This is a genomic window from Streptomyces filipinensis (assembly GCF_014649495.1).
GTDB lineage: Bacteria > Actinomycetota > Actinomycetes > Streptomycetales > Streptomycetaceae > Streptomyces > Streptomyces filipinensis.
Genome location: NZ_BMTD01000012.1, coordinates 239,080 through 258,448 on the forward strand (window position 1 = coordinate 239,080; position 19,369 = coordinate 258,448).

The window sequence follows — 19,369 nt, forward strand, 5'->3', positions numbered from 1 at the left end:
AGCTTCCCAGAGAGAACCGCGGATACGCGGTGGCCGATGTCACAGAGCGTCGCTTGTCACACGATCCACTCAGGGTTCACCCGGCGTTCACCATGGGTTTCACACTCCTGGTGAGACAGCGATACTGCTGCACATGACGACCGATGCCGGGGAGACGCCCCTCACCATCGACGAGCTGGCCGCCCGGGCGGGCGTCACGGTCCGCACCGTGCGCTTCTACGGCAGCAAGGGTCTGCTGCCGCCGCCGGTGATCGGCCCGCGCCGGGTGGGGCACTACGGGCCGGACCACGTGGCACGGCTGGCCCTCATCGAGGAGTTGCAGCAGCAGGGCATGACCCTGGCGGCGATCGAGCGGTACCTGAAGCAGCTGCCGCACGACCTCACCCCGCACGACCTGGCCATTCACCGGGCGGTGGTCGCGTCCTGGGCGCCGGACGCGGTGGACACGGTGTCCCTGCGGGAACTGGAACGGCGGGCGGGGCGGCCGCTGACCGCCGAGGACCTGGAGCGGCTGGCGGCGATGAACGTCGTCGCCGGGACGGACGACGGCGCCTTCCGCGTCGACTCGGGGCTGCTCCGGCTCGGTGTGCAGCTGCTCGACGTGCCGTTGTCGCAGGAGGTGATCCTCGCGGCGCGCAAGGTGCTCATCGAGCACTCGCGCGCCGCGGCTCACGAGTTGTCCCAGCTCTTCCGCGGCGAGGTGGCGGAGCGTGACGCCCAGGACGTGAGGTCCCTGTCGGCGCACATGCACCCCTTGGTGGTGCAGGCGCTGCTGACGACGTTCCAGCGCTCGCTGCGGGAGGAGCTGGGCCAGTGGGTCACCGGGTCAGGAACGGACTGAGTCGCCGAACGGCTCGCCCTTCTCGCCCCTTCCCGCCTTCTCGACGAGCAGCGCGGGCGGGTTGAACCGCTCGCCGTAGGCCTCGGCGAGTTCCCGCGCGCGGGCCACGAAGCCGGGCAGGCCGCCCTCGTAGCCGTTGATGTACTGCAGGACGCCGCCGGTCCAGCCCGGGAAGCCGATGCCGAGGACGGAGCCGATGTTGGCGTCGGCGACCGAGGTCAGGACGCCCTCCTCAAGGAGCCGCACGGTGTCGAGCGCCTCGGAGAAGAGCATCCGCTCCTGCATGTCCCGGAACGGGATCTCGTGCCCGGGCCTGCCGAAGTGCTCGCGCAGTCCCGGCCACAGCCCGGCCCGCTTGCCGTCCTCGGTGTAGTCGTAGAAACCGGCGCCGCCACTGCGGCCGGGGCGGCCGAACTCGTCGACCATGCGGTCGATGACCGCGTCCGCCGGATGCGGGGTCCAGGTGCCGCCCGCCTCCTCCACGGCCCGCTTCGTCTCGCCCCGGATCTTGCGCGGCAGGGTGAGCGTCAGCTCGTCCATGAGGGAGAGCACCTTGGCCGGGTAGCCGGCCTGGGCGGCGGCCTGCTCCACGGAGGCGGGCTCGATGCCCTCGCCGACCATGGCGACGCCCTCGTTGATGAAGTGGCCGATCACCCGGGAGGTGAAGAAGCCGCGCGAGTCGTTCACGACGATCGGCGTCTTGTTGATCTGCCGGACCAGGTCGAAGGCCCGGGCGAGCGCCTCGTCACCGGTGCGCTCACCCTTGATGATCTCCACCAGCGGCATCTTGTCGACCGGCGAGAAGAAGTGCAGCCCGATGAAGTCGGTCTGGCGCTGCACGCCCTCGGCGAGTGTGGTGATGGGCAGGGTGGAGGTGTTGGAGCACAGCAGCGCGTCCGGGGCGACGACGGACTCGATCTCCTGGAACACCTTGTGCTTGAGCGCGGTGTCCTCGAAGACGGCCTCGATCACCGCGTCACAGCCCGCGAGGTCGGCCACGTCGGCGGTCGGCGTGATCCGGGCGAGCAGCGCGTCCGCCTTCTCCTGGCTGGTACGGCCCTTGGCGACGGCCTTGGCGCACAGCGTCTCGGAGTAGCCCTTGCCCTTGACGGCCGCCTCCAGGGCGACGTCCTTGAGGACGACGTCGATGCCCGCGCGGGCGCAGGAGTAGGCGATGCCGGCGCCCATCATGCCGGCGCCGAGGACGGCGACCTTGCGGACCTGACGGGGCTCGATCCCCTGGGGGCGATTGGCGCCGGAGTTGACGGCCTGGAGGTCGAAGAAGAACGCCTGGATCATGTTCTTCGAGGTCTGCCCGGCGGCCAGCTCCACGAAGTAGCGGGCCTCGATGACCTGCGCGGTCTCGAAGTCGACCTGGGCGCCCTCGACGGCCGCGGCGAGGATGTTGCGGGGGGCCGGGTACGGCGCGCCGTTCGTCTGCTTGCGCAGGCTCGCCGGGAAGGCCGGCAGGTTGGCCGCGAACTTCGGGTTGGCGGGGGTGCCGCCGGGGATCTTGTAGCCGGGCTTGTCCCAGGGCTGCTGGGACTCGGGGTTGGCGTCGATGAAGGCGCGGGCCTTGGCGAGCAGTTCCTCCGGCGTGGCGGCGACCTCGTGGACGAGGCCGTTCTCCCGGGCGCGCCGCGCGTTGTACTGCTGCCCCTGGAGGAGCACCTTCAGCAGCGCGTCCGTGATGCCCAGCAGCCGGACGGTGCGGACGACCCCGCCGCCGCCGGGGAGCAGTCCGAGGGTGACCTCGGGGCAGCCGATCTTCGTGCCGGAGGTGTCGAGGGCCACCCGGTGGTGGCAGGCGAGGGCGAGCTCGAAACCGCCGCCCAGGGCGGCGCCGTTGATCGCCGCGACGACCGGCTTGCCGAGGGTCTCGATGCGGCGCAGGTCGCGCTTGACGGCGAGGCCGCCGTCGAACAGCTCCTGCGCGGTCTCGGGCGTGACCCGGATCAGGTCGCGCAGGTCGCCGCCCGCGAAGAAGGTCTTCTTCGCCGAGGTGAAGATGATGCCCCGGACGGCGTCCTTCTCGGCCTCCAGCCGGTCGGTGATCGCGGCGAGGGAATCCCGGAACGCCTGGTTCATGGTGTTCGCGGACTGGTGCGGGTCGTCCAGGACGAGGGTGACGACACCGGTGTCGTCCTGCTCCCAGCGGATGGTGGTGCTCTCGGTCATGACAGTCGTCTCCGTTGAAGTCCGTTGGTCCGCGGGGAGTCAGATGCGCTCGACGACGGTGGCGATGCCCATGCCGCCGCCGACGCACAGGGTGGCGAGGCCGTAGCGCTTGTCCTGGCGCTCCAGTTCGTCCACGAGGGTGCCGAGGATCATCGCGCCGGTCGCGCCGAGCGGGTGTCCGAGGGCGATGGCGCCGCCGTTGACGTTGACCTTGTCGAGACTGAGGCCCATGTCCTTGACGAAGCGCAGCACGACCGCGGCGAACGCCTCGTTGATCTCGACCAGGTCGATGTCGTCGATGGTGAGTCCGGCCTTCGCCAGGGCCTTGCGGGTGGCGGGGGCGGGGCCGGTGAGCATGATGGTGGGCTCGGAACCGGAGACGGCGGCGGAGACGATCCGCGCGCGCGGGGTGAGGCCGTAGCGCTCGCCGACCTCCTTGGAGCCGATCGCGACGAGCGAGGCGCCGTCCACGATGCCGGAGGAGTTGCCCGCGTGGTGGACGTGGTCGATCTTCTCCACCCAGTGGTACTTCTGCAGCGCGACGGCGTCGAAGCCGCCCAGCTCGCCGATGTCCGCGAACGACGGCTTGAGCTTCGCCAGGGAGTCGGCGGTGGTGCCGGGGCGCGGGTGCTCGTCGTGGTCGAGGACGACCAGGCCGCTGCGGTCCTTGACGGGGACGACCGAGCGGTCGAAGCGGCCCTCCTTCCAGGCGGTGGCGGCGCGCTCCTGGGACAGGGCCGCGTACTCGTCGACGTCGCGGCGGGAGAAGCCCTCGATCGTGGCGATGAGGTCGGCGCCGATGCCCTGCGGGACGAAGTTGACGGCGAGGTTGGTCATCGGGTCGTTGAACCAGGCGCCGCCGTCGGAGGCCATCGGGACGCGGGACATGGACTCGACACCACCCGCGAGGACCAGGTCCTCCCAGCCGGAGCGGACCTTGGCGGCGGCCAGGTTGACGGCCTCCAGGCCCGACGCGCAGAAGCGGTTCTCCTGCACGCCCGCGACCGTGTCCGGCAGTCCGGCGGCGATCGCCGCGATCCGGGCGATGTCGGAGCCCTGGTCGCCGACGGGTCCGACGACACCGAGCACGATGTCGTCGACGGCGGCCGGGTCGAGGCCGGGGAAGCGGTCGCGGATCTCGTGGATGAGACCGACCACCAGGTCGATGGGCTTCGTGCCGTGCAGGGCGCCGTTCGCCTTGCCGCGGCCGCGCGGGGTGCGGATCGCGTCGTACACGTACGCTTCGGTGCTCACTGGTGTGCCTTTCCGAGAGGGTGGGGCGAGCGGGGGTGGGCGGGTCAGCCGGCGTCGGTGACCGGTTCCTCGTTCACGGGTGCGGGTCTCCCCCAGTCGCGGGCCACCGTCTCCGTGTCGGCGCCCGGCAGGGCGGGGCCGGTGCGGACGGCGGTGGGGGTGGCGGAGAAGCGGGGGGCGGGGGCGGGCTGGGTGATGCCGCCGTGGTCGGTGAAGGTGCCGCGGGCGGCGAGGTGCGGGTGGTGCGGGGCCTCGCGCAGGGACAGCACGGGGGCCACGCAGGCGTCCGTCCCCTCGAAGACGGCCGTCCACTCGTCCCTCGTGCGTGCCGCGAAGCGGGCGGCGATCCGCTCGCGCAGTTCGCCCCAGCGCGTCCAGTCCTTGCGGGCGGGCACGAGGTCCTCCAGGCCGAGCAGGCACAGGAACTCCTCGTAGAACCGCTCCTCCAGGGCGCCGACCGCCATGTACCTGCCGTCGGCGGTCTCGTAGGTGCCGTAGTAGGGACAGCCGCCGTCGAGGAGGTTGGCCCCACGCCGGTCCTGCCAGCCGCCGGCCGCGATCATGCCGTGGATCATCGCGGACAGATGGGCCGTGCCGTCGACGATGGCGGCGTCGACGACCTGTCCGGTGCCGGTCACGCGCGCGTGGTGGAGGGCGGCGAGGACGCCGACCACCAGGTAGAGGGAGCCGCCCGCGTAGTCGCCGAGGAGGTTGGCGGGGACGGCCGGGGGCTCGTCCGGACGGCCGATCATGCCGAGGGTGCCGGTGAGCGCGATGTAGGCCACGTCGTGGCCCGCGCGGTCGGCGAGGGGGCCGTCCTGGCCCCAGCCGGTCATGCGGCCGTAGACCAGGCGGGGGTTGCGGGCGTGGCACTCCTCGGGGCCGATGCCGAGCCGCTCGGCGACGCCCGGGCGGTAGCCCTCGATGAGGATGTCGGCCCGCTCGGCGAGCTCCAGCACGCGCGCGGGGCCGTCCGGGGACTTCAGGTCGACCAGGATCGAGCGCTTGTTGCGGTTGGTCACGTCGCGGGCGGGGTCGATGCCGAGGCCGGGGCCGCCCGGCCGGTCCACGCGGACCACGTCGGCGCCCAGGTCCGCCAGGAGCATGGCGGCGAACGGGCCCGGCCCGATGCCGGCCAGCTCCAGTACGCGCACGCCCAGGAGCGGACCGCTGCCCGGCGTCGCCGGCGTCCCTGCCGTCGTCATGCGTCCAGCCCCCTGAGCGTGTGTGACACAACTGATGTAACACCGGTGATGCTAAGAACGCGTTCCACCGGACACAAGACCCAACGAGCAAGCGCTTAGCCGAGTGCCCGGCCGCGCGCCGATCACCCGGGAGGGTGAGCGGCCGCCGCGGTGCGGCTCGCGTGGTTCCTCCCGCTTCCTCAGGGCGTTCCCGACTGCGCCCACCGCTGCCTCCGGGCTGGTCGTCGTCGCTGACTCCGCTCACGCTAGCCTCAGCCACCGGCAGCGGCGCGATCTGCGGGACGAAGGGGTGTCATGAGCAGGCTGAACAGGGCGGACCGTCCCTATGACCTCGTGCTCTTCGGAGCCACCGGCTTCGTCGGCACCCTCACGGCGGAGTATCTCGCCGCGCACGCGCCGAAGGACCTGCGCTGGGCGGTGGCCGGGCGCGACGAGGGGAAGCTGGAACGGCTGCGCGAGCGGCTGCCCGGCGGGGCCGAGGTCGGCGTCCTGCGCGCCGACGTGACCGAACCGGCCGGCCTGCGCGCCCTCGCCGAGCACGCGCGCGTGGTGGCCACGACCGTCGGGCCGTACGTACTCAACGGCGAGGAGCTGGTCGCCGCCTGCGCCGACGCCGGGACGGACTACCTGGACCTGACCGGCGAGCCGGAGTTCGTGGACCTGATGTACGTCCGGCACGACACGCGCGCGCGGGAGACGGGCGCGCGTCTGGTGCACGCCTGCGGCTTCGACTCCGTGCCCCACGACCTGGGCGTGTACTTCACGGTCCGGCAGCTGCCGGAGGGCGTGCCGCTGACCGTGGACGGTTATGTGACCGCCGACGCCGCCTTCTCCGGGGGCACCCTGGCCTCGGCGCTGAACCAGTTCGCCCGCGGCCGGCAGCTGCTGGCCGCGGCGCGCGAACGGGGCCGGCACGAGCCGCGGCTGATGGGACGCCGCGTCGCGGCACCGACGGGTGCGCCCCGGTTCGCCCGGGAGGTCGGCGCGTGGGCGCTGCCGCTGCCGACCATCGACCCGCAGATCGTGCGCCGCTCGGCGAAGGCGATCGAGCGGTACGGACCCGACTTCCGCTACCGGCACTACGCGGCGGTGCGGCACCTGCCGGTCGCCCTCGGCGGGGTCGCCGCCGTCGGCGCGGTGCTGACGGCCGCCCAGCTGCCGCCCGCGCGGCGCTGGTTGTCGGGCCGGCTGCGCCCGGGGGACGGGCCGAGCCCGGAGCGGCGGGCGAGGAGCCGCTTCGCGGTGCGCTTCGTCGGCGAGGGCGGCGGGCGGCGCGTGTGCACGGAGGTCGCGGGCGGCGACCCGGGCTACGACGAGACGGCGAAGATGTTCGCCGAGGCGGCCCTGTGCCTGGCCTTCGACGACCTGCCGCCGACGGCCGGGCAGGTCACCACGGCGCAGGCGATGGGCGACGCCCTCACCGGGCGGCTGCGGGCCGCGGGCATCACCTTCCGGGTGGCGGCCACCGGCCCGGCCGCCTCATCGCCCGTTTGAGACTCGCGCACCCGGAAGTCCCGGCTGTCCGCGGCCACCGCCCGGAAAGTCTCACAGGGTCTTTCAATGACACGATGGAGGCCCGGGCAACGAGCCGAAGGAGGCGGGCCAGGCATGAAGTTCGTGCTCGAAGTGACCGTGGACGAGGACGCGCCGGCGCGGGACCGCGCCGGCGAACTGGGGCGCATCCTGCGCTACTGGGGCGGCAACCTGCACCACTACGCCCTCGAACCCGGAGACGGCTCGGCCGTCTACGACGCGGCGTATCAGGAGGTCGGGGCCTGGCGGGTCGTGTCCTCCTGAGCGCCGCCCCCGGTGGCCCGCGCCGCCTCGCGAAGCGCACGGCGGCACAGGGCGTCCGCCCGGCGCGTGGTCTCCGGCAGCCGGTAGCGGGGGGTGAGGGCCAGGGTGTGGGCCAGCGCGTTGTCCAGGCTCACCCGATGGCCGACGGAGACGAAGACCGGTTTGACGGCGTCCCGGGTGCGCAGCGCGCGCCCGACCTCCTCGGTCCCCGCGAGCAGCGGGGCGAAAGCGCCCCGCTGCGGGCCGGGGTCGCCGTACGTGAAGGTGAACGGGTTCTTGGCGACGCCGATGACCGGCAGCCCGGTCAGGACGCCGAGGTGGCTGGCGAGGCCGAAGCGGCGCGGATGGGCCAGTCCGTAGCCGTCGCAGACGACCAGGCCGGGCGGGCACGGCAGCCGGTCCAGGACGGCCCGGACGGTGGGGATCTCACGGAAGGCCAGCAGGCCGGGCACGTACGGGAAGGAGACGCGGCCGACGGCCGTCGCCTCGGCCACCACGTCCAGCGTGGCGGCGTCCAGCACGACGGCCGCCGCGGCGACGAGGTCGAGGGTGTCGTCGTAGGCGACGTCGACCCCCGTCACATGCCCCGTCCCGGGCCGCGGGCCGCTCTCGTCGAGCACCACCCGTCCGCGCAGCTCGTCCTGGACGGCGCGGGCCTGCTCCTCGGTCGCGGGCCAGCCCGCGGGTACGCCTACGGTCGTCATGGTGACGCCGACTCTACGGGCCCGGGACGGCTGTCGGAGCCGGGGGGTAGGCTCGCGATCATGTTCGTCCTGGAGCTGACCTACACCGCCCCCCTCGACGCCGTCGACGCGCTGCTCGCCGACCATGTGGCCTGGCTGGAGGAGCAGTACGCGAAGGGCTTCTTCCTGGCCTCCGGGCGCAAGAACCCCAGGGACGGCGGGGTGATCCTCGCCGTCGCCGAGGACCGCGCCCGGATCGAGGAGATCGTGGCGGGGGACCCGTTCGCCGTCGGCGGTGTGTGCACGTACCGCGTCACGGAGTTCGTCGCCACGAAGACGGCTCCCGAGCTGGCCCGTCACCGGCAGACATCGGACTGAGACCCGGCCGTCATCCCTTCTTCGCGTTCAGCGCGCGCTGCAGCTGGCTCTTGTTCATGTTCGAACGGCCTTCGATGCCGCGCTGCTTCGCCTCGTTGTAGAGCTGGTCCCGGGTCGGGCCCTGGGGGCCGGACCGGTTGCCCGACCGCTGGCCGCCGCGCTTGCCCGACGACATGTCCTGCGTCGAGCTGCGGCTCGCGGTCTCGGACTCGCCGGAGCGGGCGCGTTCCTTGTTGACCGTCCGCGCGGCGATCTCCTTGGCGCGGCCGGCGCTCTCGCCCCGGTCCTGCGCGCTCTTCTTGATGTGTTCGTACTGACGCTCGCGCTTGGAGCTGGAACCGGCGGGCATGGCCGCTCCCTTCCTCTGGATCCCCGGGTCCTCCTGATTCCCGTGCGGGACGAGTACCCGGTTTCCCGGCGCCCACCTCAGCGTTCCAGCCGGGCCACCCTCCCCTGCTCCCCGGCCGCCCAGCAGCTCAGGTCGGCGGTGCAGGCCACGGTGTCGTACGAGCCGGAGTCGATCGTCCGCCAGGTGCGGCCGGCGTCCGTGGTGAGGTCGGTGCCGGTGGGGCCGACGGCGAGCGCGGCGGTGCGGCTGTGCGGCAGCCAGGCGGCGCCGGAGCGGTAGGCGGGCGGCGGTGTGGCGGCCGGGGTCCAGGTGCGTCCGCCGTCGGCGGTGACGGCGGCCGCCTGCGGCGAGGGCTTGTCGGGGCGGTAGTCGCCGCCGACGGCGAGGCCGTGGGTGCGGTCGCGGAAGGCGAGGGCGAAGACGCCCCTGGCGGGATCGCCGGCCGGCACCGGTGCGCCGGCGGCCGTCCAGGTGAGTCCGCGGTCGGCGGAGTGCAGCACGCGCGCGTGGGCGCCGCCGCCCGTGGCCAGCCAGACGTCCTTCGGGCCCGAGGTGACCAGGCACTGGCCGCTCGCCGCGAAACCGGCCTCGCCGTCCAGGGCGGGCGGCATGCCGGCCGAGGGCAGCACCCGCCAGGAGCGGCCGCCGTCGCTCGTGGCCAGGATGCGGAACCTCCCGTCCACGGGGTCGCCCATCGCGAGGCCGTGCCGCCGGTCGAAGAAGGACAGGCAGTCGTAGAACGCCTTCGGGTCCGTGTTGCGGAAGGACTCCGTCCAGGTCGCTCCGCCGTCGTCGGTGCGGTACACCCGGGACGCCTCGCCCTCGCCGATGGCCAGCACCACCGCGCGTCGCGCGTCGAACGCCTCGACGTCCCGGAACTGCAGCTCCCCCGCGCCCGGCGGAGAGACGTTCCGCCAGCTCCCCCCGCCGTCCGTGGTGCGCAGCACCGTGCCGCCGGTGCCGGCCAGCCAGGCGGTGTGCCGGTCCACGGCCGCGAGGCCCCGGAAGCGGATCTGCGGGGTGCCCGGGTCCTTCGGCGCCCAGTGCGGGCCGCCCTCCCCGAGGGGCCCGGCCTCGGCCGCCGGAACGGTCAGCGCGGCCAGCGCCGCCCCGCACGCCACCCCCACCGCCACCAGCCTGCCCCTGCGTCCTCTGCGTCGCGTGCTCCCCAAACGCCTCATGGCGGGCGAAGCTAGCCCACCGGGCCGGTACCGTCCAGAGGCCGATCGCCCGCCGTCGCGCGCGAAAACACCCGGTGTCCCCCCGTGCATGAAGGCGGTGACCGAGGTCACTCGGTTCACGTGTGCACGGATCGGCCGGATCCGTCGTCTCTTCCAGTGCCGGGTAGCGCACACCCGGGCGTAGTCCAGCCGTCACGAGGGAGCAAGGCGTTGTCCACCGTCATCGAGCAGCCCGTAGAGGCCCGCCTCGTCGCCGCCGCACCGCGCATGCCGAGCATCCCCGCGACGCTGCGCTACGACCGGAGCGATCCGTTCGCCGTCGTCATGACCTTCCCGGCCCCGGCCACCCTGGAGGGAGTCGACGTGTGCTGGACCTTCTCCCGCGAGCTGCTCGCGGCCGGGCTGCACGGCGCCGAGGGCCACGGGGACGTCCGGGTGCGGCCGTACGGCTACGACCGCACCGTGCTGGAGTTCCACGCCCCCGAGGGCACCGCGATCGTGCACGTGCGCTCGGGTGAGATCCGGCGCTTCCTGGAGGCCGCCGACGCACTCGTGCCCGTCGGCCTTGAGCACCTCCAGCTCGACCTGGACCAGGGGCTGGCCGAACTGATGCGGGACGCCTGCTGAACGCCACGCGCGTGAAAACGCGTTGACAGCCATCAGGCACCCTCGTACGGTGTACATCGGTCCTGTTGCCGTCGATTGGAGAAGGACGTTGCTCGTCTGAGGTTCTGAGACATCGCGTCGCACCGGTGAGGTGTGCGCGGCGTACGACCTCGGCGTCCGAGCCGTCCTCCGGCACAGGCCTTCTTCATGTTCCACGGCCTTCGTGCCCCACGACCTTTCGGTTCCCGCCTCGCGGTGTCTCGACATGCGCCCACCGACCGCACGACACCCCTCGCGAGGCCCTCATGTCATCTTCCCTCACCTGCACGTCCCTGTCCTTCACCTGGCCCGACGGCACCGCCGTCTTCGACGGCCTGGACGTCGCCTTCGGCCCCGGCCGCACCGGGCTCGTCGGCGTCAACGGATCGGGGAAGTCCACCCTGTTGAAGCTTCTCGCCGGTGAACTCACGCCCTCCGACGGGACCGTCAAGGCGGTCGGCGAGGTCGGCTGCCTCCCACAGAACGTCACCCTCGACACCGCGCTCCGCGTCGACCAGGCCCTCGGCATCGCCGAACGGCGGGCCGCGCTGCACGCCATCGAGGCGGGCGACGTCGCCGAGGAGCACTTCGAGACGGTCGGCGACGACTGGGACGTCGAGGAGCGCGCCCTGGTCACCCTCGGCGAACTGGGTCTCGGTCACATCGGCCTGGACCGCACCGTCGGCGAGGTCTCCGGCGGCGAGTCGGTGCTGCTGCGGCTGGCCGCGCTGCTGCTGCGCCGCCCCGACGTGCTGCTGCTGGACGAGCCCACCAACAACCTCGACCTGTACGCGCGCCGCCGGCTGTACCAGGCCGTCGCCGCATGGCCGGGCGTGCTGGTCGTGGTCAGCCACGACCGGGAACTGCTCGACCTGGTCGACCAGATCGCGGAGCTGCGCTCCGGGGAGGTCACCTGGTACGGCGGCAACTTCTCGGCCTACGAGGAGGCCTTGGCCGTCGAGCAGGAGGCGGCCGAACGGATGGTCCGCGTCGCCGAGGCCGATGTCCGCAAGCAGAAGCGCGAACTGGCCGACGCCCAGGTCAAGCTGGCCCGCCGCAAGCGGTACGGGCAGAAGATGTGGGACTCCAAGCGCGAACCGAAGATCGTCATGGGCGCCCGCAAGCGCGCCGCCCAGGAGTCGGCGGGCAAGCACCGCATCATGCACGAGGAGAAGCTCGCCGACGCCAGGGATCGCCTGGACGAGGCGGTGGAGGCGGTACGGGACGACGACGAGATCCGCGTCGAACTGCCGTACACCGCCGTGCCGCCGGGCCGGCAGGTGCTCACGCTGGAGAACCTGGCGACGGCCTACGGGGCGCGGATCGAGGGGATCCTCGATCTGCGCGGTCCGGAGCGGATCGCGCTGGTCGGCCGGAACGGCTCCGGCAAGACGACGCTGCTGCGGACGGTCGCCGGGGAGCTGGCGCCGGTGGCCGGGGAGGCGCGGGCGCACGTCCCGTTGCGCTTCCTGCCCCAGCGGCTGGACGTCCTGGACGACGCGCTGACGGTCGCCGAGAACGTGGCCCGGTTCGCGCCGGACGCCACCAACAACCGGATCCGGGCGCGGCTGGCCCGCTTCCTGTTCCGGGGCGCGCGAGCCGACCAGAAGGCGGACACCCTGTCGGGCGGCGAGCGCTTCCGGGCGGCCCTGGCCGCGCTGATGCTGGCCGAGCCGGCGCCCCAGCTGCTGCTGCTCGACGAGCCGACGAACAACCTCGACATGGCGAGCGTGCGGCAGCTGACCTCGGCCCTGGAGTCGTACGAGGGCGCGCTGCTCGTGGCCAGCCACGACCTGCCGTTCCTGGAGTCGATCGGCATCACCCGCTGGCTGCTGATGGAGGAGGGAGAACTGAAGGAGATCACGCCGGAGGATGTCGGGCATCCCGCCTAGCGTCGGCGGCATGCCCGTTTTCATCACCCGCCCCGGAGCCGGGCGAGCCCCACCTCAAGGACGTCGGTCTCCGCGGGACGACGGTGTGACGTCTCAGGAGGGGCACAGCCTGACAACGAGGGTTTTGTCCAGGCCGGAGAGGACTGCATGATGGCGGACCGGTGCCGCGGCCAGCGGCGCCGCCGCACCACCGACCCGCACCGATTCGAAAGGCCCCTCGTGCCCAGCAAGAAGGCCCTCGTCCGCCGCCCCAGCCCCCGCCTCGCCGAAGGCCTGGTGACGCACATCGAGCGGGAGAAGGCCGATGCCGGGCTCGCCGTCGAGCAGTGGGAGGCCTACGTCGAGGCCCTGCGCACACACGGCTGGGAGACGATCGAGGTGGAACCGGCTGACGACTGCCCGGACTCGGTGTTCGTCGAGGACACCGTCGTCATGTACAAGAACGTGGCGTTGATCACCCGGTCCGGCGCGGAGTCCCGGCGCGAGGAGACCGTCGGCGTGGAGGAGGCGGTGGCCCGTCTCGGCTGCTCGGTGAACTGGATATGGGAGCCGGGCACGCTGGACGGCGGTGACGTCCTGAAGGTCGGCGACACGGTGTACGTCGGCCGCGGCGGACGTACCAACGCGGCCGGTGTGCAGCAGCTGCGGGCCGCCTTCGAGCCGCTGGGCGCGCGGGTGGTCGCCGTCCCCGTGAGCAAGGTGCTGCACCTGAAGTCGGCGGTGACCGCGCTGCCCGACGGCACGGTGATCGGGCACATCCCGAAGGTCGACCGGCCGTCGCTGTTCCCCGGTTTCCTGTCGGTGCCGGAGGAGTCCGGCGCGCATGTGGTACTGCTCGGCGGGCACAAGCTGCTGATGGCGGCGAGCGCCCCGAAGACGGCGGAGCTGCTGACCGATCTCGGCTACGACGTGGTCACGGTCGACATCAGCGAGTTCGAGAAACTGGAGGGCTGTGTGACCTGCCTCTCGGTACGCCTGCGGGAGCTGTACGCCTGATCGGGTGAACCCGTCACCCCGACGGCCCCTGGGTCCATGGGTCCTGGCGCCGTCGACACGCCTGGGAGAGCGCTGACGAAAGCGGACGTAACACGCCGGGAGGACCCGTCTTGACCCTGCTGATCAGCGATGTTTACGACGTCCTTAACCTACGGCTTCGTAACCTACGGCTTCGTAGCCTACGATCTCGTAGGTTTCCGGCACCGCTCGCCGGACCGTTGCCTTTTCCTCCCCCGTTGTTCGGCGTCCCTCTGGAGTTCCTGTGACGATCACTTCTCCTCACCTCGGCAGCCCGTCCGCCTGGACCGACGCGCGGCTGCTGTTCGCGCTGGAGGAAGTGGTCGAGAAGGAACTGAACCGGCATCTGAAGGTCGCCAAGGACTGGATGCCGCACGAGTACGTGCCGTGGAGCGACGCCCGCAACTTCCCGGGCCTCTTCGAGGACGGCGAGGCCTGGGACAAGGAGCAGTCCAAGGTGACCGAGGTGGGCCGCATCGCCCTCGTGGTCAACCTGCTGACCGAGGACAACCTGCCGAGCTACCACCACGAGATCGCCACGCTCTTCGGCCGTGACGGTGCCTGGGGCACCTGGGTGCACCGCTGGACGGCCGAGGAGGGCCGGCACGGCATCGTGATGCGTGACTACCTGCTCGCCTCGCGCGCCGTGGACCCGGACAAGCTGGAGCAGTTCCGCATGTCCCACATGAGCGAGGGCTTCGAGTCCGACAACCGGCACTCGATGCTGCACTCGATCGCCTACGTCGCCTTCCAGGAGCTGGCCACCCGTATCTCGCACCGCAACACCGGTCACCAGTCCGGCGATCCGCTCTGCGACCGCATGCTGGCCCGCATCGCGACCGACGAGAACCTGCACATGGTCTTCTACCGCAACCTGCTGAAGTCCGCCTTCGAGCTGGCCCCCGACCTGACCATGCAGGCGGTACGGGACGTGGTCGTCAACTTCCGGATGCCCGGGCACGGCATCCCCGGCTTCGAGCGGGCCGCCGCCCAGATGGCCATCGGCGAGGTGTACAACCTGCGCATCCACCACGACGACGTGCTGCAGCCGGTGCTGCGCTTCCTGAAGGTCATGGAGATCGACGGCCTCGGCCCCGAGGGGCGGCAGGCGCAGGAGGAGCTGGGCCTGTACCTGGGCGGCCTGAACGCGGAGGCCGCCAAGTTCGACGAGAAGCTGGCCGCCCGCAAGGCCCGCATGGCGGCGCGCGCCGGGGCCTGAGGCCCGGGACGGCGGTGCGGTGTCAGCGGGAGGTGCGGCGCAGAGCGAGGCGTTCCTTCTCCGAGAGGCCGCCCCAGACGCCGAAACGCTCGTCGTTGGCCAGCGCGTAGTCCAGGCAGGCCGGGCGCAGCTCGCACATGGCGCAGATGCGCTTCGCCTCGCGCACCGAGCTGCCGGGCTCGGGGAAGAAGAAGTCCGGCCCGGTCTGCGCGCACAGGGCCTGCGCCTGCCAGGTGTCATCGGCCGGAGTGATCGTTTCGAAGTGCATGAACAGGATCGTGCCGCGCGGCGAAAAACGTTCGATCAACGCCGGGTCAACGCTGCCGCCAGGGCTTCCGCCGTTCCGATGATCCTCCCCGGGCCCCACCGGCGCACGGCGGCGCGCGGGGCGACCCGGATTCCGAGAGCGTGCCCGCTCACCCGGCGGGAGAGCGGGGGCCGGTCCGGCACGTCGCGGCGTTGCGGCGGCGATGGTCGGTGGGGGGTGCCAGACTCGGCAGTGCAGAGGACGGGACCCCTTTCGAGGAGGGCGACGATGCTCACCACCCGCTTCGTCAACGGCGCGCCGAACTGGATCGACCTCGGCACCCCGGACATCGACGGTGCCGTCTCCTTCTACGGCGGCCTCTTCGGCTGGCAGTTCCGGTCGGCGGGGCCCGACGCCGGAGGGTACGGCTTCTTCCAGCTGGACGGCAGAACCGTCGCGGGCGGTATGCGGTCCGGCCCCGAACAGGGCCCGCCGGCCTGGACGGTGTACTTCCGGAGCGACGACGCGCAGGCCACCGCCAAGGCCGCCGAACAGGCCCATGGCCGCGTGCTGTTCCAGCCGACGGACGTGATGGGACAGGGCCACATGGCGGTCCTCGCGGACCGGGCGGGCGCACCGTTCGGGATCTGGCAGCCGGCGCGGACCCAGGGCGTCGACGTGGCGAACGAGCCGGGTGCGCTGTGCTGGGTCGAGCTGTACACCCCGGACATCGCGGCGGCCGCCGCCTTCTACCACCGGGTGCTGGGTCTGGAGACCTCCGCCGCGCCCTTCCCGGGCGGGACGTACACCTGTGTCAACCCGGCCGACGGCGGGGAGGACGCGATGTTCGGCGGGATCGTGCCGCTGGCCGACGCCCCGGCCGGGGCCGGGGGCGGCCCGCACTGGCTGCCGTACTTCGAGGTCACGGACACCGACGCGGTGGTCGACACGGCACGGCGGCTCGGCGGCACGGTGCGCATGCCGGCGACGACCCTGGAGGGCGTCGGCCGCATGGCCCGGCTCAGCGACCCGTACGGCGCCCGCTTCGCGGTGATCAGAAGCGCGACGCCACAGGGCTGAGCCGGGCCGGCTAGGCGGAGGTGCGGCGTATCAGGGTGGTCGGGAGGATCACGCCGGCCGGGGGCGGGTTCGCCGAGGCGCCGGTGCGGTCGCGGCCGTCGGCCAGGCCGCGCAGCAGCAGGCGGGCCATCAGGCGGCCCATCTCCTCGATGTCCTGACGGACCGTCGTCAGCGGCGGGTCGGCCTCTTCGGCTACGGGCAGCATGTCGTCGAACCCGATCACGGCCACGTCCTCGGGCACCCGCCGGCCGCTCGCGCGCAGCACGCGCAGGGCACCGAGCGCGGTGAGGTCGTTGGCGGCGAACACGGCGTCCACGTCCGGGCACCGGTCGAGGAGTTCCCGCATGGCGCGTTCGCCGCCGGACGGGGTGAAGTCGCTCTCCACGACCAGCCGGGGGTCGTTCCCGCCCGGCACCTCGCCCATGACGTCCCGGTAGCCGTCGAGCCGGTCCACCGCCGAGGTCTGGTCCAGCGCCCCGGTGAGGTGCGCGACGCGTCGGCGGCCGAGGTCCACCAGGTGCCGTACGGCCACGCGTGCCCCGCCCCGGTTGTCGCAGTCGACGTACACCACGCCGGGTCCCGGACCGCGCCCCGTACGCGTGGCGCGCGTCGGCCCGCCCGCCCCGCCGTCGTCGCTCCAGCCCGGCCGTCCGCCGAACACGGTGGGCACGCCGACCTGGTGGATGAGGCCGGGCAGCGGGTCGTCCAGGTGCAGGGAGAAGACGAGCGCGCCGTCGACGTGGCCTCCGGCGAGGTACCGGGCCACGCGGGCGTGATCGTCACGGCCCTCGGTGAGCAGCAGCACCAGCTGGTTGTCGTGGGCGGTCAGTTCCTTGCTGATCCCGCGCAGCTGCAGGGCGAAGAAGGGGTCGGCGAAGACCCGCGTCTCGGGCTCGGCGATGACGACGGCGACGGCGTCGTGCCGTCTCGTGACGAGGCTGCGCGCCGCCTGGTTGGGGACGTACCCCAGCTCCGCCACGGCCTGCCGGACCCGCTCGGCCAGGGGTTCGCGCACCCCGTCGCCGCCGTTGACGACCCGGGACACGGTGGCCCGGGAGACACCGGCCCGCGCGGCCACGGCCTCCAGCGTGGGACGCGACACTGCCTCGGTCACTTCGGCACTCCTCATCGGGCGGCTGCCGGTCAGGATATCCGGGGTGCGCGCGGCGCCGGGGCGGCGACAGCGGCCCGCCGGCGGGGAAGCCGGCGGCGGGCTCGGGTTCAGGACGTCTTCTCCCGCCGGGCCCGGCTCGGCTGGACGCGCTTCGGTTCGCCCGGCATCTTCGGGTACTCCGGTGGGTACGGCAGGTCGCCCAGGCCGTGGTCGTGTTCGTCACGGCGGGCCAGCTCCAGCAGTGCGTCCAGGGAGTAGGCGTGGTCGTCCATGTCGGCGTGCACGTCGCCGAGTTCGGCGAAGCGGGCCGGCATGGTGGCGAGGTCGAAGTCGGCGGGGTGGGCCACGCCGACCTCCTCCCAGCTCAGGGGCGCCGAGACGGGGGCGTTCGGGCGGGGGCGCACGGAGTAGGCGGAGGCGATGGTGCGGTCGCGGGCCGTCTGGTTGTAGTCGAGGAAGATACGCCGGCCCCGCTCCTCCTTCCACCACTTGATCGTCACTTGCTCCGGCATCCGGCGTTCCATCTCGCGGCCGACGGCGATCGCGGCGCGGCGCACCTGGGTGAAGGTCCAGCGTGGTTCGATCGGGACGAAGACGTGCAGGCCACGGCCGCCGGAGGTCTTCGGCCAGCCGCGCAGCCCGCCGAACTCGTCGAGGACCGCGCGCAGTTCGTGGGCCGCGCGGGCGGCGTCGTCGTAGTCGGTGCCGGGCTGCGGGTCGAGGTCGATGCGGAGTTCGTCGGGGTGGTCGACGTCCGTCGCGCGCACCGGCCAGGGGTGGAAGGTGAGCGTGCCGTACTGGGCGGCCCAGACGACGGCGCCCTCCTCGGTGGGGCACATCTCGTCGGCGCTGCGGCCGCTGGGGAAGGTGATGTGCGCGGTGGGGATCCAGCCGGGCATGCCCTTCGGGGCCCTCTTCTGGAAGAACCACTCCCCGCCGACGCCGTCCGGGTAGCGCTCCAGGGTGGTGGGGCGGTTGCGCAGGGCGCGCAGGATGCCGGGGCCGACGGCGGCGTAGTACCGGGCGAGGTCCAGCTTGGTGAAACCCCGTTCCGGGAAGAAGACCTTGTCGGGGCTGGACAGGCGTACCGTCCGGCCGCCCACCTCCAGTTCCACCGCAGCACCCATGCGGCCACGGTAGGCGCACCCCGCATCGCTCGCACACCGGGCGGCAGGGGAGGTATGCGCGCAGAATCAGGGGCATGGACCTGCCGGTGATGCCGCCTGTGAAGCCCATGCTCGCCAAGTCGGTGGCCAGGATCCCGCCGGGCATGCACTACGAGGCGAAGTGGGACGGGTTCCGTTCGATCGTGTTCCGGGACGGGACGGAGGTCGAGCTGGGCAGCCGTACCGGAAAGCCGCTGACCAGGTACTTTCCCGAGCTGGTGGCGGCGCTGAAGGAGCGGGTGCCGGCGCGGTGCGTGCTCGACGGGGAGATCGTGATCGCCCGGAACGGGCGGCTGGACTTCGACGCGCTGACCGAGCGCATCCACCCGGCGGACTCCCGGGTGCGGATGCTGGCGGAGCGGACCCCGGCGTCGTTCGTCGCCTTCGACCTGCTCGCGCTGGACGACGAGTCGCTGCTCGACGTGGAGCTGGCCGGCCGCCGGGCGCTGCTGGACCGGGCGCTCGCCGAGGCCGCGCCACCGGTGCATCTGGCGCCCGCCACGACCGATGTCGAGGTGGCCGAGCAGTGGTTCGAGCAGTTCGAGGGTGCGGGACTCGACGGGATCGTCGCCAAGCCGCTGACCCTGCGCTACCGGCAGGACGAGCGGGCCATGTTCAAGATCAAGCACGAGCGCACGGCGGACGTGGTCGTGGCCGGATACCGCTTGCACAAGAGCGGCCCGGTGGTCGGCTCGCTGCTGCTGGGGCTGTACGACGACCGCGGCGGACTCCAGCACGTGGGCGTGTCGGCCGCCTTCACCATGAAGAGGCGGGCCGAGCTCGTCGAGGAGCTGGCGCCGCTGCGCATGGACGACGTGGCCGGGCACCCGTGGGCGGCCTGGTCGGACGAGGCCGCCCATGAGACGGCCCGGCTGCCGGGGGCGCCGAGCCGCTGGTCCGGCAAGAAGGACCTGTCCTGGGTGCCGCTGCGGCCCGAGCGGGTGGCCGAGGTGGCCTACGACCACATGGAGAACGGGCAGCGCTTCCGGCACACCGCCCGCTTCCGCCGCTGGCGCCCGGACCGCACACCGCGCAGCTGCACCTACGCCCAGCTGGAGGAGCCGGTCCGCTACGACCTCGCGGAGATCCTCGGTGAGAAGGACCCGGGCTGACCGGCCGGCCGCAC

General features: G+C 72.5%; 19 protein-coding genes. 10 read left to right on the forward strand and 9 right to left on the reverse strand.

From position 1 onward, the window contains the following. The first annotated feature begins 133 nt into the window (after positions 1–133). Entirely contained in the window at positions 134–841 is a 708-nt protein-coding gene (locus IE244_RS26190; RefSeq protein ID WP_191876024.1) for a MerR family transcriptional regulator, read from the forward strand. On the opposite strand, the gene IE244_RS26195 is transcribed toward IE244_RS26190, so the two are convergent. Genes IE244_RS26195 through IE244_RS26205 form a run of 3 tightly spaced genes read right to left on the reverse strand, consistent with a single transcriptional unit; the run spans position 827 to position 5,478 of the window. Further along, positions 827–3,019 (reverse strand): 3-hydroxyacyl-CoA dehydrogenase NAD-binding domain-containing protein, encoded by a 2,193-nt coding sequence (locus IE244_RS26195; protein ID WP_191876025.1) that lies wholly within the window; start codon positions 3,017–3,019, stop codon positions 827–829. The genes IE244_RS26190 and IE244_RS26195 overlap by 15 nt on opposite strands. Positions 3,020–3,058: 39 nt before the next feature. Then, positions 3,059–4,273, reverse strand: a complete 1,215-nt coding sequence (locus IE244_RS26200) for an acetyl-CoA C-acetyltransferase (RefSeq protein WP_191876026.1) — start codon at positions 4,271–4,273, stop codon at positions 3,059–3,061. Between the two features lie 44 nt (positions 4,274–4,317). Beyond that, positions 4,318–5,478: a CaiB/BaiF CoA transferase family protein gene (locus tag IE244_RS26205; RefSeq protein WP_191876027.1), complete on the reverse strand. Its 1,161-nt coding sequence runs from the start codon at positions 5,476–5,478 to the stop codon at positions 4,318–4,320. Between the two features lie 294 nt (positions 5,479–5,772). Between IE244_RS26205 and IE244_RS26210 the strand changes: the two genes are divergently transcribed. Further along, the gene (locus IE244_RS26210; RefSeq protein ID WP_191876028.1) at positions 5,773–6,972 is read left to right on the forward strand and encodes a saccharopine dehydrogenase family protein; all 1,200 of its coding nucleotides are present in this window, start codon (positions 5,773–5,775) and stop codon (positions 6,970–6,972) included. A 114-nt stretch (positions 6,973–7,086) separates the two neighbouring features. Then, on the forward strand, positions 7,087–7,275 hold the full coding sequence (locus IE244_RS26215; RefSeq protein ID WP_191876029.1) for a hypothetical protein: 189 nt from the start codon (positions 7,087–7,089) through the stop codon (positions 7,273–7,275). Here IE244_RS26215 and IE244_RS26220 read toward each other — a convergent pair. After that, positions 7,239–7,979: an endonuclease V gene (locus tag IE244_RS26220; protein ID WP_191876030.1), complete on the reverse strand. Its 741-nt coding sequence runs from the start codon at positions 7,977–7,979 to the stop codon at positions 7,239–7,241. The two genes, IE244_RS26215 and IE244_RS26220, sit on opposite strands and share 37 nt — an antisense overlap. A gap of 60 nt (positions 7,980–8,039) precedes the next feature. Between IE244_RS26220 and IE244_RS26225 the strand changes: the two genes are divergently transcribed. Then, on the forward strand, positions 8,040–8,336 hold the full coding sequence (locus tag IE244_RS26225) for a YciI family protein (RefSeq protein ID WP_191876031.1): 297 nt from the start codon (positions 8,040–8,042) through the stop codon (positions 8,334–8,336). A 10-nt stretch (positions 8,337–8,346) separates the two neighbouring features. On the opposite strand, the gene IE244_RS26230 is transcribed toward IE244_RS26225, so the two are convergent. Next, positions 8,347–8,685 carry a plasmid stabilization protein gene (locus tag IE244_RS26230; protein ID WP_191876032.1) on the reverse strand — a complete coding sequence of 113 codons (339 nt, stop codon included), beginning with the start codon at positions 8,683–8,685 and terminating at the stop codon, positions 8,347–8,349. Positions 8,686–8,762: 77 nt separating this feature from the next. Beyond that, positions 8,763–9,866, reverse strand: coding sequence for a WD40/YVTN/BNR-like repeat-containing protein (locus IE244_RS26235; protein WP_229854330.1), 1,104 nt, complete (start codon positions 9,864–9,866; stop codon positions 8,763–8,765). 210 nt (positions 9,867–10,076) lie between these two features. Between IE244_RS26235 and ssgD the strand changes: the two genes are divergently transcribed. The 4 genes from ssgD (at position 10,077) to IE244_RS26255 (ending at position 14,636) form a co-directional block, all read left to right on the forward strand. Beyond that, positions 10,077–10,493 (forward strand): spore wall synthesis regulator SsgD, encoded by a 417-nt coding sequence (ssgD, locus tag IE244_RS26240; protein ID WP_191876033.1) that lies wholly within the window; start codon positions 10,077–10,079, stop codon positions 10,491–10,493. 284 nt (positions 10,494–10,777) lie between these two features. Next, positions 10,778–12,403, forward strand: a complete 1,626-nt coding sequence (locus IE244_RS26245; RefSeq protein WP_191876034.1) for an ABC-F family ATP-binding cassette domain-containing protein — start codon at positions 10,778–10,780, stop codon at positions 12,401–12,403. 219 nt (positions 12,404–12,622) lie between these two features. Next, positions 12,623–13,399, forward strand: coding sequence for a dimethylargininase (ddaH, locus tag IE244_RS26250; RefSeq protein WP_191876035.1), 777 nt, complete (start codon positions 12,623–12,625; stop codon positions 13,397–13,399). A gap of 262 nt (positions 13,400–13,661) precedes the next feature. Then, the gene (locus IE244_RS26255) at positions 13,662–14,636 is read left to right on the forward strand and encodes an acyl-ACP desaturase (RefSeq protein WP_191876036.1); all 975 of its coding nucleotides are present in this window, start codon (positions 13,662–13,664) and stop codon (positions 14,634–14,636) included. A 22-nt stretch (positions 14,637–14,658) separates the two neighbouring features. Here the strand turns inward: IE244_RS26255 and IE244_RS26260 are convergent, their stop codons facing one another. After that, positions 14,659–14,904: a WhiB family transcriptional regulator gene (locus IE244_RS26260; RefSeq protein WP_031167920.1), complete on the reverse strand. Its 246-nt coding sequence runs from the start codon at positions 14,902–14,904 to the stop codon at positions 14,659–14,661. Positions 14,905–15,171: 267 nt separating this feature from the next. On the opposite strand from IE244_RS26260, the gene IE244_RS26265 reads away from it, so the two are divergent. Then, positions 15,172–15,963 carry a VOC family protein gene (locus tag IE244_RS26265; protein WP_191876037.1) on the forward strand — a complete coding sequence of 264 codons (792 nt, stop codon included), beginning with the start codon at positions 15,172–15,174 and terminating at the stop codon, positions 15,961–15,963. Between the two features lie 10 nt (positions 15,964–15,973). Here IE244_RS26265 and IE244_RS26270 read toward each other — a convergent pair whose 3' ends face one another. Continuing rightward, on the reverse strand, positions 15,974–17,077 hold the full coding sequence (locus IE244_RS26270) for a LacI family DNA-binding transcriptional regulator (protein ID WP_191876038.1): 1,104 nt from the start codon (positions 17,075–17,077) through the stop codon (positions 15,974–15,976). A 107-nt stretch (positions 17,078–17,184) separates the two neighbouring features. Beyond that, positions 17,185–18,204: a non-homologous end-joining DNA ligase gene (gene ligD, locus IE244_RS26275; protein ID WP_191876039.1), complete on the reverse strand. Its 1,020-nt coding sequence runs from the start codon at positions 18,202–18,204 to the stop codon at positions 17,185–17,187. A gap of 74 nt (positions 18,205–18,278) precedes the next feature. On the opposite strand from ligD, the gene IE244_RS26280 reads away from it, so the two are divergent. Beyond that, entirely contained in the window at positions 18,279–19,355 is a 1,077-nt protein-coding gene (locus IE244_RS26280; RefSeq protein WP_191876040.1) for an ATP-dependent DNA ligase, read from the forward strand. Positions 19,356–19,369: the final 14 nt, after the last annotated feature.